The sequence below is a fragment of the Flavobacterium sp. LMO8 genome (genome assembly GCF_009495755.1).
Lineage (GTDB): Bacteria > Bacteroidota > Bacteroidia > Flavobacteriales > Flavobacteriaceae > Flavobacterium.
On sequence record NZ_WIBJ01000027.1, the window covers coordinates 253308 to 267132 of the forward strand.

Here is a 13825-nt window from a genome sequence, read left to right on the forward strand (position 1 = left end):
GTGAAATTAAAACTACACTATAAAAATACAACAGATAAAAAATCTAAAATTTAAACATTTAATTGACTAATAAATTAAATTTATGTAATTTTGATTTTATATTTACAACAAAACTTAAAAATAATGGAAAAATTTAATCCAGCCGATAGAATTCAAGATTTACAATATTTTGGCGAATTTGGAGGAGTCAATCCTTCAATATCTGATAGTTCAACCTATACATTTCTATCTGCTAAAACGATGTTTGACACTTTTGAAGGAAATGCAGAAGGCTGTTATTTATATTCTCGCCATTCTTCTCCGAGCAACTTATATTTAGATAGAGCTTTGGCTGCTATGGAAGGAACAGAATCTGCAAATGTTTCAGCTTCTGGAATGGGTGCTATCACTCCTACTCTTTTACAATTATGCGGAAACGGTGATCATATTGTTTCAAGTAGAACTATTTATGGTGGAACTTATGCTTTCTTGAAAAATTTCGTTCCAAGAATGGGCATCAAAACTACATTTGTTGACATTACAAAATTAGACGTAGTTGAAGCTGCTATTAATCCAAATACAAAAGTTTTATACTGCGAAACCGTAAGTAATCCATTATTAGAAGTTGCTGATATTGCTTCATTAGCAAAAATTGCTAAAAAACACAATATTAAGTTAGTAGTTGATAATACGTTTTCTCCTTTATCAGTTGCTCCAGCGAAATTAGGTGCAGATATCGTAATTCATTCATTAACAAAATACATCAACGGAAGTAGCGATACAGTCGGCGGTGTAACCTGTGCTTCTCAAGAATTCATCAACAGTTTAAAAAATGTAAACGACGGAGCAAGCATGCTTTTGGGTCCAACAATGGATAGTTTGCGTTCGGCTTCTGTGATGAAAAACATGAGAACCTTACACATCAGAATGAAACAACACAGCCACAACGCGATGTATTTGGCTAACAAATTTGAAGCTGACGGAATTAAAACTGTATATCCAGGTTTAGCAAGTCACCCAAGCCATGAAATTTACAAAGCCATGATTAATCCAGAATATGGTTTTGGAGGAATGATGACAATTGACGTGGGAACTTTAGACAAAGCCAACGCTTTAATGGAATTAATGCAAGAGAGAAATTTAGGATATTTAGCGGTAAGTTTAGGTTTTTACAAAACGTTATTCAGTGCTCCTGGAACTTCAACTTCATCAGAAATTCCATTAGAAGAACAAGCAGAAATGGGCTTAACAGATGGATTAATTCGTTTTTCAATTGGTTTAGATAACGATATTGAAAGAACCTATGAAATGATGAAACAATGTATGATAGAATTAGGTATTTTATAATTCACTCCAAATAAATTCAATAGAATCCGATTCATTACTAATCGGATTTTTTTATTCTAACGAGCTTTGTTGTAAAATTTGATTTTTCTATATTGCAAGCTCAAACAAATCTAAATGGATACAAAAATCAATAAAAACAAAGAACTAAACATTTGGGAAGCTCTAATTCCTGTAGTTTTCTTAATGCTTTTTTTAGCTTATAATATATTCTTTGCTGAAGGCGAACTTTTTGGAGCTTACTCAAATCAAATTATATTAGTTGTTTCTGGAATTGTGGCAGCAATAATGGGGTTTTTAAACAAAGTTTCAGCCAATACAATGGTAAAAGAAATTTGGCATAACTTAAAAAGTGTTTTTGTTCCAATTTTAATTCTACTACTTGTTGGAGCTTTAGCCGGAAGTTGGCTAATCAGTGGAATTATTCCAGCCATGGTATATTATGGATTACAAGTTTTGAATCCAACCATTTTTTTACCGGCTACTTTAATTATTTGTTCTATAATTTCAATTGCAACAGGAAGTTCATGGACAACTTCGGCAACCGTTGGTATTGCTCTAATTGGAATTGGAACTGCTTTAGGTATTCCAGTGGGAATGATTGCAGGAGCTGTAATTTCGGGAGCTTATTTTGGAGACAAACTTTCTCCTTTGAGCGATACTACAAATTTAGCACCAGCTATGGCAGGAACAGATTTGTTTACGCACATTAGATACATGACTTTAACAACTGTACCAACCTATTTAGTTACTTTAATAGTTTTTATCATTATAAGTTTAACAATTGAAACAAATGGAAATTCAGATGTTTCCGAAATATTAAATACCATAAAAACAACTTTTAATATTTCTCCGATTCTTTTTATTGTTCCAGGAGTTGTAATTGGTCTAATTTTACTAAAAACAAAACCATTAATTGCTTTAGGAACTGGAATCGTATTAGCACTTATTTTTGCCTTATTTTTTCAACCAGAAATCATAAATTCTTTATCAGATTCAAAAGTAACTGCGCTATTTAACGCTATTTTTAATGAAACTTCAATTTCGACTTCTAATGAAAAATTAAATGAATTATTTAGTTCTAAAGGAATGATTGGAATGTTGTGGACCATATTATTAATCATTTCTGCCATGATTTTTGGCGGAATAATGGACGGCATTGGAGCTTTAGCAAGAATAACTTCGGTATTATTATCGTTTGCTACTTCGGCTTTTGGATTATTCGTAAGTACAGTCGTTAGTTGTTTAGGATTAAACATAGTAGCTTCCGATCAATATTTAGCTCTTGTAATTCCAGGTAAAATGTTTAAAAAAGCATATGAAGATAAAGGGTTAGCTCCCGAAAACTTAAGCCGAACATTAGAAGATTCTGGAACAGTAACTTCTGTTTTAATTCCATGGAATACTTGTGGTGCATACCAAAGTGGTGTTCTTGGTGTAGGTGTTGGAGAATATTTTATTTATGCAATTTTTAATTGGTTGAGCCCAATAACAACTTTACTGTTTGCTGCATTCAATATCAAAATCAAACAATTAGTTTCAAGTATAAAAGAGTAAACAAACTATCAATAAAATCTATTTTTAAATAAAATTTAACCATTACTTAAATCAAGTAATGGTTTTTTTATTTGTAAATTAGCAAGTGTAGGGAATTAGAAATGAAACACTTACAATCATAAATTAAAATTATTGAATATGGAAAACACAAACGACATTAGTAAATGCCCTTTTCATCAAAACCAAAAAGGATTAAGTGATGGTGTAAAAAACCACGATTGGTGGCCAAAATCATTGAATTTGGATATTTTGCACCAACATGACACCAAAACCAATCCATTAGGAGAAAACTTCAATTATGCAGAGAAATTCAAAAAATTAGATTTAGAAGCCTTAAAAACTGATTTAAAACACTTAATGACTGAAAGCCAAGATTGGTGGCCAGCTGATTGGGGTCATTATGGTGGATTATTTATACGTATGGCTTGGCATTCTGCAGGAACTTATCGTATTTCAGATGGTCGTGGTGGTTCTGGAACAGGAAATTTGAGATTTGCTCCATTAAACAGTTGGCCTGATAATGGAAACTTAGATAAAGCACGAAGATTATTATGGCCTATCAAAAAGAAATATGGAAATAAAATTTCTTGGGCAGATTTAATGATTTTAGCCGGAAATATGGCCTACGAATCGATGGGATTAAAAACATTCGGATTCGCTGGTGGTCGCGAAGATATTTGGCATCCTGAAAAAGATATTTATTGGGGAGCAGAAAGAGAATGGTTAGCAAAATCTGGAGGAGAAGGAACTCGCTATTCAGGAGAAAGAGATTTAGAAAATCCGTTAGCAGCCGTAATGATGGGATTAATCTACGTAAACCCAGAAGGTGTTGACGGACAACCTGATCCACTAAAAACCGCTCATGACGTTCGTATCACTTTCCAAAGAATGGCAATGAACGATGAAGAAACTGTTGCTTTAACCGCTGGAGGTCACACCGTAGGAAAAGCTCATGGAAATGGCGATGCTTCAACATTAGGTTCAGAACCAGAGGCAGGTGCTATTGAAAACCAAGGTTTTGGTTGGTTAAACCCAAAAGGTGGTGGTGCAAATGCTATAACAAGTGGTTTAGAAGGTTCTTGGACAACTAACCCTACACGCTGGGACAACGAATATTTCCACTTGTTGTTGAATTATGATTGGGAATTAAAGAAAAGTCCAGCTGGTGCTAATCAATGGGAACCGATTAATATTAAAGAAGAAGACAAACCTATTGATGCTCACAATCCTTCAGTAAAAAGAAATCCGATTATGACAGATGCGGATATGGCAATGAAAATGGATCCTGCTTACCGCGAAATATCAGAGCGTTTTTACAAAGATCCAGCTTATTTTTCAGATGTTTTTGCAAGAGCTTGGTTTAAATTAACGCATAGAGATTTAGGTCCAAGTTCTCGTTATTTAGGTGCTGATGCTCCAAAAGAAGAATTAATTTGGCAAGATCCAATTCCAACAGTAGATTACACGTTATCAGATTCTGAAATCGAAGATTTGAAAGTAAAATTATTAAATTCAGGATTAACAAGAACCGAACTAATAAATACCGCTTGGGACAGTACCAGAACTTTCAGAGGTTCCGATTTTAGAGGTGGTGCAAACGGAGCAAGAATCCGATTAGAACCACAAAAAAATTGGGTAGCCAACGAACCAGAAAGATTACAAAAAGTTTTAAATAAATTAGTAGAAATCCAAGCTGGTTTAGCTAAAAAAGTAAGTTTAGCAGATTTAATCGTTTTAGGAGGAAGTGCCGCAATCGAACAAGCTGCAAAAGAAGGAGGATTTAACGTTAAAGTTCCATTTCATGCAGGAAGAGGTGATGCTTCACAAGAAATGACCGATGCCGAATCATTTGAAGTATTAGAGCCAACAAACGATGCGTTTAGAAACTTCATGAAAGCGAAATATGTTGTGGAACCAGAAGAATTAATGTTAGACAAAGCGCAACTTTTAGGTTTAACCGCCTCAGAAATGACGGCTTTAATTGGAGGAATGCGTGTTTTAGGAACAAACTTTGGAGGAACCAAACATGGTGTTTTCACCGATAAAGAAGGTGTTCTTACAAATGATTTCTTTGTGAATTTAACCGATATGAACTATTCTTGGAAACCTGTTGGAGATAATCTTTACAACATCTTAAACAGAAAAACAGGAGTTACCAAATGGACAGCAACTCGCGTGGATTTAATCTTTGGATCGAATTCCATTCTTCGTGCTTATGCTGAAGTGTATGCACAAGACGATAACAAAGAGAAATTCGTAAATGATTTCATTAACGTTTGGACAAAAGTAATGAATGCTGACCGATTTGATTTAAAATAATCTCAATATAGAACTCACTAAAACCACCTAATTTCAGGTGGTTTTTTTATTTTATTGTTTTAAATTTTGATAGAAAAATCTTCCATAATTTTTATCTATCACAATATTTAAAAATATAATAAATATCATGTTTTTTTGTTGTTACTATTTGTAATTTCGCACTCAGAAAAATAACAATAATTTTAAATACAAAATCATGGCATTAGTTGGAAAAAAATTCCCAAACATTACAGTAGACGCAATCTCTTTCATGGGAGATAATTTAAGAATCAACGTTTTAGAAGAAGCGGTGAACAACAAGAAAAAAGTAGTTTTATTTTGGTATCCAAAAGATTTTACTTTCGTATGCCCAACAGAATTACACGCTTTTCAAGCAGCTTTACAAGAATTTGAAAAAAGAAATACAATGGTAATTGGTGCTTCTTGCGATACAAACGAAGTACACTTTGCTTGGTTAAATACAGCTAAAGACAACGGTGGAATTGAAGGTGTAACTTACCCACTTTTAGCTGACACAACAAGAAACTTAGCTGCTGCTTTAGATATTTTAGATGCAGAATGGGTTTACAATGAAGATGTTAACGATGAAATCTTAGAAGGTTCAAACGTGACTTTTAGAGCTACTTATTTAATTGACGAAGATGGAAAAGTATTCCACGAAAGCGTTAATGATATGCCATTAGGAAGAAACGTAAATGAGTACTTAAGATTAATTGATGCTTATACTCACGTTCAAACTAAAGGTGAAGTTTGTCCAGCTAACTGGGAAGAAGGAAAAGAAGCAATGAGTGCTGATAGAAAATCTACAGCTGCTTATTTAGCTTCTCACTAATTCAATAACAAATTCAAGTTCAAGTTCAAGTTCAAATTTTTACTTATATTAATTTTGAACTTGTTCTTGCCCTTGTAATTGAAATTTATAAACTATGTTTACAGAAATAGAACAAGATAATTTAGCGGAAATTGTTGCTTCAAACGAAACGGTTGTTGTACAATATTCAGCATCATGGTGTGGAAATTGCCGCATTATGAAACCAAAATTCAAAATGATGGCTTCACAAAATGATGCAGTTTCTTTTGTAATGGTAGATGCTGAAAAATTTCCTGAATCAAGAAAATTAGCAAAAGTGGATAATTTACCTACGTTTGCAACTTTTAAAAATGGTGTATTAGTAAATCAAACGCAAACTAATAAAGCGGAAGTTTTAGCGGAATTGGTTAATGAAGTACTTTAATTAAAAGTTTCAGGTTCCAAGTTTATGAATACAACTAAAACAACCTGAAACCTTAAACTTGAAACAAAAATAGAAATGAAATTACCCGTAATAAAACAGTTAACTCAATTTATTGAAGACAACGATCAGGACTATATAATAGAAACTATTGAAGTATTAGAAAATCTATGCGAAGTTTCGTCTCTAAAAGATGAAGAATTAGATGTAATTGCTGAATTAATTTCTAATATGTATGGTGCTTTAGAAGTAAATCAAGCTATCAAAAATGGAGTTGATAAAAAAACAGCTTTAAATGATTTTATGAAACGTGTTTTAGGTTCTATTGACAAATAAAACACTTTTTTGAAAATGATAAATTAACTAGCTTTATATTGTAAACATAGAGCTTTTTTCATTTAAACACATAAATCACGTAAAAATTATATGCATTCATAGTAATTTAACAATTTATTTATATATTGCATATTATTAAATTAAAAATAATGTGTATGAATAAAATTACATCGTTTGCTTTATTTACCTTATTATTGATTTCTTCAATAGGATTTTCTCAAAATGAGAGAATCGAATTCAAACCTAGACCAGCCGAATTTGAATATTTCGAATATAGAAACGATAGTATTTTCCCTTTAAAAACTCCAATTGTCAATACTTTAAATCGAGTTTTTGAAAGCAAGTTACCATATCCTATCATTTTAATTCACGGATTAAATTCGAGTTCGGAAACTTGGAACACATCAACAGATTATTTTGACACACAATATGGCTTTACCTTTGGAGGTCGATTCGATTTTTGTTTGAATGCTGATAACAATAATGCTACTACAAATAAAAACTTTTACCCTACGGTAGGTGCTGATATTGCCGCTTTTGAATCACTTACACAAAACGGTGATTACTATTATGTAAATTTTAATGTAAATCCAAATGGTGTGGTAGGAACAACAGTATTAAGCAACCAAGCTGCTGTAGCGAAACAAGGTGCTGCTGTTAAAGTAGCTGTTCAAAGAGTATTGGAACTTACAGGGAAAGATAAAGTAATTTTAGTAGGCCATAGTATGGGAGGATTAGCCTCAAGAGAATATATCCAAAATTCTTATAATTGGCAAGCAGATAATCAACATCACGTAGCTAAATTATTAACCGTTGGAACTCCTCATGGCGGAAGTAATGCTAGCGATATTGGACTAGGCTGGTTTGCTGGAATTCAGACACGTTCTGAGGCAATACGCGATTTAAAAACTACCTATTACTTCAGCAGTGACCAAGGACGTTTTTTATTTGGCGGTATGGAAGTAAACAATTCGTCAAATATGAACGAACATTTAACTGGTGATGATTTTTACAATTTTGATGTTAACTGTAATGGAGTTATCGGAGAATCAATTCAAGGGTTGAACCAAAAACCAATTGATAACTTAATTGATTTTTCTTGTGTCATTGGAAGAATTACGAATGCATTAGGCGGAAACATTACAACCGATGGTGTTGTGGAAGAGCCTTCATCAAATTTTAATCATTATTATCCGTCTCTTACTTATCCCGCTAAATTATTTTATTTTAATTCCGGATATGATATATTGGAAAATCATACTGAATTACCTGGATATTACTATCAAATTATGCAAGGTTTAGACGAACCAAATGTTAAAGAACTAGCATACGGAATTCTAACAAACAACAATTATATAGGCTATACAACTGTTCAAAATCCAACAGGTGCTGACAATGATTATTTCAAATTCACAATAACTGACAATGTAAATGCAGTAGTTACTATAAATAGTATTGTAACTTCATCTATGAATGGAACCATATTAAATTCTTCAGGAACGGCTGTTGGCACTTCTCAAAATAATAGTGGAAATACTTTAAGTTTTACAAGAACTCTTACGCCTGGAGATTATTTCTTGAGGCTAACGAGTACAAGTCCAACCAGTACAAATTATGAAACTCCATATCAATTTAATATCACTACTACTTTAAGTAATAATGATACTAGTTTTGAGTCATTTGTATTTTATCCAAATCCAGTTAAAGATGTTTTACATTTAGATAATATCAGTTTAACTAATGTTAGTATTTATAGTGTATTAGGACAATTAATTGATACTAAAACTTTTGAAAATGCAACTTCCAATACTTTAGATCTAAGTAATTTAGAAAGCGGAATTTACTTAATTGTATTAGAAAACGATTCGCAACAGAAAACTATAAAAGTGGTTAAAGAATAAAACGAAAAACGCTCTATTTAAGAGCGTTTTTTTTATTTAAAATATTTCTTTCTCAACCAAAATGCCACATTCACTAAAATTATCAAAGCAGGTACTTCCACTAATGGACCAATTACACCTGCAAACGCTTGTCCACTATTAATTCCGAAAACTCCAATTGAAACTGCAATAGCTAATTCAAAATTATTACCTGAAGCGGTAAAGGATAAAGCAACCGCATCTCTATAATCAGCTCCAATTTTTTTAGCTACAAAGAACATTAAGAAAAACATAATTCCGAAGAAAATGACTAATGGAATAGCAATTCTAAACACATCCATTGGTAAATCAACAATCATTTCGCCTTTCAAACTGAACATGACAAGAATGGTAAAAAGCAAAGCAATCAACGTAATTGGCGAAACAAAAGGAATGAATTGCTGATTGAAAAACTTATATCCTATATACTTTTTAATTGCATAACGACTTATTACAGCCATTGCAAAAGGAATTCCTAAATAAATTCCAACCGTTTGAGCGATTTCGGCAATCGTGATATTGAGTTCTAAACCTTTAATTCCGAATAAAGGTAACATTATTTCTAAATAAAAATAGGCATACAAACTAAAGAAAAACACCTGTAACAAACTATTGATTCCGATTAAACCAGCAGTTAATTCGCGATTTCCTTCGGCTAATTCATTCCAAACGATTACCATTGCAATACAAGGTGCAATTCCTATGATGATTAATCCCATCATGTATTCTGGATAGTCTTTCAAAAAGAAAGTCGCCAATAAAAACATTAAAAATGGTCCGACAATCCAAGTGATGAAAAACGAAGCTGATAATAACTTTGGCTTTTCAAACATTTGTGGCACTTTTGAAAAATCAATTTTAGTTAATGGCGGATACATCATCAAAATCAAGCCAATTGCCAACGGAACATTCGTTGTTCCAGATGAAAATGAATTGATAAAATCGGCAGAATTTGGAATAAAATATCCAATTCCTACTCCAATTAACATCGCTAAGAAAATCCATAAAGTTAAATAGCGGTCTAAAAATCCTAATCGTTTTTTCATATTCTTATTTTATTTGTGAAAACACAAAATACATTTCACTTACAATTTGCAAACTACGTTCTGCGTATTTTTCGTTCATTACATCGGTTCCATCAAAGGCTTTTGGATCGTCGTATTTGATTGGAAATCTAGCTTCTGCACCAAAAACCATTGGACAACCTTCGTCGGCATTATTACAAGTCATGATCGCTCCAAAGTTAGTTTTCGGATTAAAATCATCAAAATACGCTTTTGAAAAACAAATAATTGGATGTTGATTGTCATCGAATTTTATTGCGTAAACTGGATTTTCAGCTTCACTTAATTTTTGAATTTGAAATCCTTGATTTACTAACGTTTCGCCTACTTTTGGAAACATAGCAGTAGCTTCTGTTCCACCAGAATAGCAAAATACATTCTTGATTCCGAATTGAAATGCCATCGTTTGCGCCCAAATTTGAGACAAATGACTTCTTCTGGAATTGTGCGTACAAATGAAATTCAATCGAATTTCTTCGTTGGCATTGACTTTGTTTTGAATGTAATCAGCTAATGGTTTTAAAACTTCTTTTCGTTCTTCTGAAACTGAAATATTCTTGATAATTTCGATGGTTCTTGATAAATTTTCTAACATATTATCTCTTTTTATAATGACAAAAAATGAAATTCTGAACGGTATCAAAAGGTGTCTCGTGGTCTTCGGTAAAGCAATTTTCTAATTCGAAATCTTCGCTAAAAACTGCTTCCATTTTTTCAACCGAATATTGTGTTATTGGTAAACCACTACATTTTAAAGGACCGTCTTCCGAGAAAGTTCCGATGATTAAATGCGCATTTTGATTGATGTTTGCAACAACATTATTTCTATATTGCTCGATATCAATTGCTTCAGTAAAAAAATGAAAAGAAGCTCTATCGTGCCAAACATCAAATTTTTCATCTGATTGAAAATGCAAACTATCGGAAACTATAAAAGTGACATTCTTAGCTTTATCTCCTAACCGATTTTTAGCACGCTCAATAGCAGCAGCTGAAATATCTAACAAGAATAAATTTGTGTAACCTAAATCCAACAAACTATCGATTAAATAGCTGTCACCTCCTCCAATATCAATGATTTTGGCCTCTTTAGCTACTTTACAAGCTTGAATTAATTGAATTGAAGTCTTCGGTTCGTTTTGATACCAACTTACTTCGTTTTCTGCTTTTGTTGTAAAAACAGTTTCCCAATGTTGTTTTTTTTCTGACATATTTAATTGAGTAATTAGTGAAAAGTAATTAGTGAATAGCTACTTTTAGAATAAAAAATTAACAACAACCTGAATCTGGTGAACAACAAGATGTTTCTTTTGGTTTCCACTCTCCTATTTTAACTTTCATTTTTTCTGGTGGAATGCCGCAGTTGTCTTTTGCTAAACAATCGGTCAATTTTGACTTTAATTGGAAATTAGTTCCGTCAAAATCTAAACTGAATTTTCCGATGGTTTCTTTCATTTGATATTCGACTTCAATTTCTAAATCTGGAATTTGAAGTTTTTGCTCAGATAATTCAATAATATGTACCAATTTTTCAGGATGTAATCTATGATCATAATCATTGGCTTCCCAAAGTTGAAAATTCGCTACTTCTTCTGTACGAACAACTCCACCGCAATCGATGAAATGTTTAGTGATTTTACCAACTTCGGTTACATGAAAATGATTTGGTACTAAATCGCCATTTGGCAATTGAAAAGCTATTTGAGAAAGCTTTTTTAATTCGGATTTGATTTCTGATAGTTTCATTTTTTTTTGTTTTAAGATTGTAGAATTAAGTATTAAGACTAAAGTTCCTTCGACTTCGCTCAGGGTGACAACCGAAAATTAGCAACATTTATTTTTTAGCTTATGACGAATCATACCAAAGTGATTTTCTATTTTATCAATAGTATCTGGATTAATACAATAACAGATTGCAGTTCCTTCGATAGTTCCTTTGATGATATTAGCGTTTTTTAATTCTTTTAGATGTTGCGAAATCGTAGGTTGCGCTAATGGTAATTCGTTTACAATATCGCTACAAATACAAGTATCAACAGTCAATAGATAATCCACAATTGCAATTCGAGCCGGATGTGACAAGGCTTTGAATAATGTTGCCATTTCGTTTTGTTCCATTGAAAAGGATTCTGATTTAGATGCTCCCATAATTTTATAAATTATTATATTGCAATATTACGATAAACAAATATAATACACAATAAAAAATCCCGAAATTTCTTTCGGGATTAGTTTTATAACACTTCGACAAGCTCAGTGTGACAAAAAAGTGAGATTATTTACCTCCTTTTTCCATTTTAGCTTTTAATTCAGCAAGAATATCGTTGTTATCACCTAATGTAGATGTCTGAGCTGTATTATTTGATGTAGTTTCAACTGCAGTTTTAACGTTTTTCTCTTCTTCTTCTCTGAAGATAGCTGTATGAGAAGCTACTACTCTTTTGAATTCTTTATTGAACTCAATAACTTTGAAGTCAGCAGTATCTCCTTTTTTCAATTTTTTACCGTCTTCTTTTTCTAAGTGACGTGTAGGAATGAAAGCAACGATATCATCACCAAATTCTACAGTAGCTCCTTTGTCAACGATTTCAGAAATTGCTCCGTTGTGGATTGTTCCAACAGCGAATGCATCTTCATATTTATCCCATGGATTAGCAGTAGTTTGTTTGTGACCTAAAGATAATTTACGTCCTTCAACATCTAATTCTAACACAACAACGTCTAATTTTTCACCAACGTTAACAAATTCAGATGGGTGTTTGATTTTCTTAGTCCAAGATAAATCTGAAATATATACTAAACCGTCGATACCTTCTTCTAACTCTACGAAAATTCCGAAGTTAGTAAAGTTTCTAACAATTCCAGTGTGTTTAGAACCTACTGGGTATTTAGCCGTGATATCAGTCCATGGATCTTGCGTCATTTGTTTGATACCTAAAGACATTTTTCTTTCGTCTCTGTCTAAAGTTAAAACAACTGCTTCAACTACATCACCAATTTTCATAAAATCTTGAGCACTTCTTAAGTGAGTTGACCAAGACATTTCAGAAACGTGGATTAAACCTTCTACACCTTCAGCAACTTCGATGAAAGCACCGTAATCAGCTAAAACAACAACTTTTCCTTTAACTTTATCACCAACTTTTAATTCAGTTCCTAAAGCATCCCAAGGATGAGCATTTAATTGTTTTAAACCTAATTGGATTCTTGTTTTCTCATCATCGAAATCAAGGATTACAACGTTTAATTTTTGGTCTAATTCAAGAACTTCGCTTGGGTGATTAATTCTTGACCAAGATAAGTCTGTAATATGGATTAATCCATCTACACCACCTAAATCAATAAACACACCATAAGAAGTAATGTTTTTAACAACACCTTCTAATACTTGTCCTTTTTCTAATTGACCAATGATTTCTTTTTTCTGTACTTCAATATCAGCTTCAATAAGAGCTTTGTGAGATACTACTACGTTTTTGAATTCGTGGTTGATTTTCACAACTTTAAATTCCATAGTTTTGTTCACATATTGATCGTAATCACGGATAGGTTTCACATCAATTTGTGATCCTGGTAAGAATGCTTCAATTCCAAAAACATCTACAATCATACCACCTTTAGTTCTACATTTAACGAAACCGTTAACGATTTCTCCTGTTTCGTTAGCAGAAATAACTCTATCCCATGCTTTGATAGTTCTAGCTTTTCTGTGAGATAATACTAACTGACCTGTTTTGTCTTCACGAACGTCGATTAATACTTCTACTTTATCACCAACTTTTAAGTTAGGATTGTAACGGAATTCGTTTAAAGAAATAACACCTTCAGATTTAGCGTTGATATCAACGATTGCGTCTCTTTCAGTAATTCTAACTACAACTCCTTCTACAACTTCTTCTTGATCAGTAGCGATGAATGTTTTAGTTACTAATTCTTCGAATTCTTGTAAGTTTTTTTCATCTACTGGATCAATTCCTTCTTGGAAGTTATGCCAGTTAAAATTCGCTAAAAACTCTTCTTGTGTTTTGTTAATTTCAGACATGCTGATTAAAAAATTTGTATGCCGTGTCTCCAG

General features: G+C 32.5%; 13 protein-coding genes. 7 read left to right on the forward strand and 6 right to left on the reverse strand.

Going from position 1 to position 13825, the window contains the following annotated elements:
- The first annotated feature begins 123 nt into the window (after window positions 1-123).
- From GFJ94_RS04715 to GFJ94_RS04745, 7 genes are all read left to right on the forward strand, one after another.
- Complete coding sequence (locus GFJ94_RS04715) at window positions 124-1326, forward strand: aminotransferase class I/II-fold pyridoxal phosphate-dependent enzyme (protein ID WP_153200428.1); 1203 nt, start codon at window positions 124-126, stop codon at window positions 1324-1326.
- Window positions 1327-1440: 114 nt separating this feature from the next.
- Window positions 1441-2880, forward strand: a complete 1440-nt coding sequence (gene nhaC, locus GFJ94_RS04720; RefSeq protein WP_153200429.1) for a Na+/H+ antiporter NhaC — start codon at window positions 1441-1443, stop codon at window positions 2878-2880.
- 138 nt (window positions 2881-3018) lie between these two features.
- A complete protein-coding gene (gene katG / locus GFJ94_RS04725; RefSeq protein WP_153200430.1) occupies window positions 3019-5199 on the forward strand; it encodes a catalase/peroxidase HPI in 2181 nt (726 codons plus the stop codon).
- Window positions 5200-5395: 196 nt separating this feature from the next.
- Complete coding sequence (locus tag GFJ94_RS04730; protein WP_153200431.1) at window positions 5396-6031, forward strand: peroxiredoxin; 636 nt, start codon at window positions 5396-5398, stop codon at window positions 6029-6031.
- 94 nt (window positions 6032-6125) lie between these two features.
- Window positions 6126-6434, forward strand: coding sequence for a co-chaperone YbbN (locus tag GFJ94_RS04735; protein ID WP_153200432.1), 309 nt, complete (start codon window positions 6126-6128; stop codon window positions 6432-6434).
- A gap of 75 nt (window positions 6435-6509) precedes the next feature.
- Window positions 6510-6767: a hypothetical protein gene (locus tag GFJ94_RS04740; protein ID WP_153200433.1), complete on the forward strand. Its 258-nt coding sequence runs from the start codon at window positions 6510-6512 to the stop codon at window positions 6765-6767.
- Between the two features lie 155 nt (window positions 6768-6922).
- Entirely contained in the window at window positions 6923-8668 is a 1746-nt protein-coding gene (locus GFJ94_RS04745) for an alpha/beta fold hydrolase (protein ID WP_153200434.1), read from the forward strand.
- A gap of 32 nt (window positions 8669-8700) precedes the next feature.
- On the opposite strand, the gene arsB is transcribed toward GFJ94_RS04745, so the two are convergent.
- From arsB to rpsA, 6 genes are all read right to left on the reverse strand, one after another.
- Window positions 8701-9732 carry an ACR3 family arsenite efflux transporter gene (gene arsB, locus GFJ94_RS04750; protein WP_153200435.1) on the reverse strand — a complete coding sequence of 344 codons (1032 nt, stop codon included), beginning with the start codon at window positions 9730-9732 and terminating at the stop codon, window positions 8701-8703.
- 4 nt (window positions 9733-9736) lie between these two features.
- On the reverse strand, window positions 9737-10345 hold the full coding sequence (locus tag GFJ94_RS04755) for a low molecular weight phosphatase family protein (protein WP_153200436.1): 609 nt from the start codon (window positions 10343-10345) through the stop codon (window positions 9737-9739).
- A gap of 1 nt (window position 10346) precedes the next feature.
- A complete protein-coding gene (locus GFJ94_RS04760; RefSeq protein WP_153200437.1) occupies window positions 10347-10961 on the reverse strand; it encodes a class I SAM-dependent methyltransferase in 615 nt (204 codons plus the stop codon).
- A 58-nt stretch (window positions 10962-11019) separates the two neighbouring features.
- Window positions 11020-11496 (reverse strand): DUF6428 family protein, encoded by a 477-nt coding sequence (locus tag GFJ94_RS04765; protein ID WP_153200438.1) that lies wholly within the window; start codon window positions 11494-11496, stop codon window positions 11020-11022.
- Between the two features lie 78 nt (window positions 11497-11574).
- Window positions 11575-11898 carry a helix-turn-helix transcriptional regulator gene (locus tag GFJ94_RS04770; protein WP_153200439.1) on the reverse strand — a complete coding sequence of 108 codons (324 nt, stop codon included), beginning with the start codon at window positions 11896-11898 and terminating at the stop codon, window positions 11575-11577.
- Window positions 11899-12025: 127 nt separating this feature from the next.
- Complete coding sequence (gene rpsA / locus GFJ94_RS04775) at window positions 12026-13792, reverse strand: 30S ribosomal protein S1 (RefSeq protein WP_153200440.1); 1767 nt, start codon at window positions 13790-13792, stop codon at window positions 12026-12028.
- Between the last annotated feature and the right edge of the window lie 33 nt (window positions 13793-13825).

What these genes read in the sequence shown, in the direction of transcription:
- GFJ94_RS04765 (WP_153200438.1), bottom strand. Translation starts at nt 11,496, where the DNA reads ATGAAACTATCAGAAATCAAATCCGAATTAAAAAAGCTTTCTCAAATA.
- nhaC (WP_153200429.1), top strand. Translation starts at nt 1,441, where the DNA reads ATGGATACAAAAATCAATAAAAACAAAGAACTAAACATTTGGGAAGCT.
- GFJ94_RS04760 (WP_153200437.1), bottom strand. Translation starts at nt 10,961, where the DNA reads ATGTCAGAAAAAAAACAACATTGGGAAACTGTTTTTACAACAAAAGCA.
- GFJ94_RS04740 (WP_153200433.1), top strand. Translation starts at nt 6,510, where the DNA reads ATGAAATTACCCGTAATAAAACAGTTAACTCAATTTATTGAAGACAAC.
- GFJ94_RS04755 (WP_153200436.1), bottom strand. Translation starts at nt 10,345, where the DNA reads ATGTTAGAAAATTTATCAAGAACCATCGAAATTATCAAGAATATTTCA.
- GFJ94_RS04730 (WP_153200431.1), top strand. Translation starts at nt 5,396, where the DNA reads ATGGCATTAGTTGGAAAAAAATTCCCAAACATTACAGTAGACGCAATC.
- arsB (WP_153200435.1), bottom strand. Translation starts at nt 9,732, where the DNA reads ATGAAAAAACGATTAGGATTTTTAGACCGCTATTTAACTTTATGGATT.
- katG (WP_153200430.1), top strand. Translation starts at nt 3,019, where the DNA reads ATGGAAAACACAAACGACATTAGTAAATGCCCTTTTCATCAAAACCAA.
- GFJ94_RS04770 (WP_153200439.1), bottom strand. Translation starts at nt 11,898, where the DNA reads ATGGGAGCATCTAAATCAGAATCCTTTTCAATGGAACAAAACGAAATG.
- GFJ94_RS04745 (WP_153200434.1), top strand. Translation starts at nt 6,923, where the DNA reads ATGAATAAAATTACATCGTTTGCTTTATTTACCTTATTATTGATTTCT.
- GFJ94_RS04715 (WP_153200428.1), top strand. Translation starts at nt 124, where the DNA reads ATGGAAAAATTTAATCCAGCCGATAGAATTCAAGATTTACAATATTTT.
- GFJ94_RS04735 (WP_153200432.1), top strand. Translation starts at nt 6,126, where the DNA reads ATGTTTACAGAAATAGAACAAGATAATTTAGCGGAAATTGTTGCTTCA.
- rpsA (WP_153200440.1), bottom strand. Translation starts at nt 13,792, where the DNA reads ATGTCTGAAATTAACAAAACACAAGAAGAGTTTTTAGCGAATTTTAAC.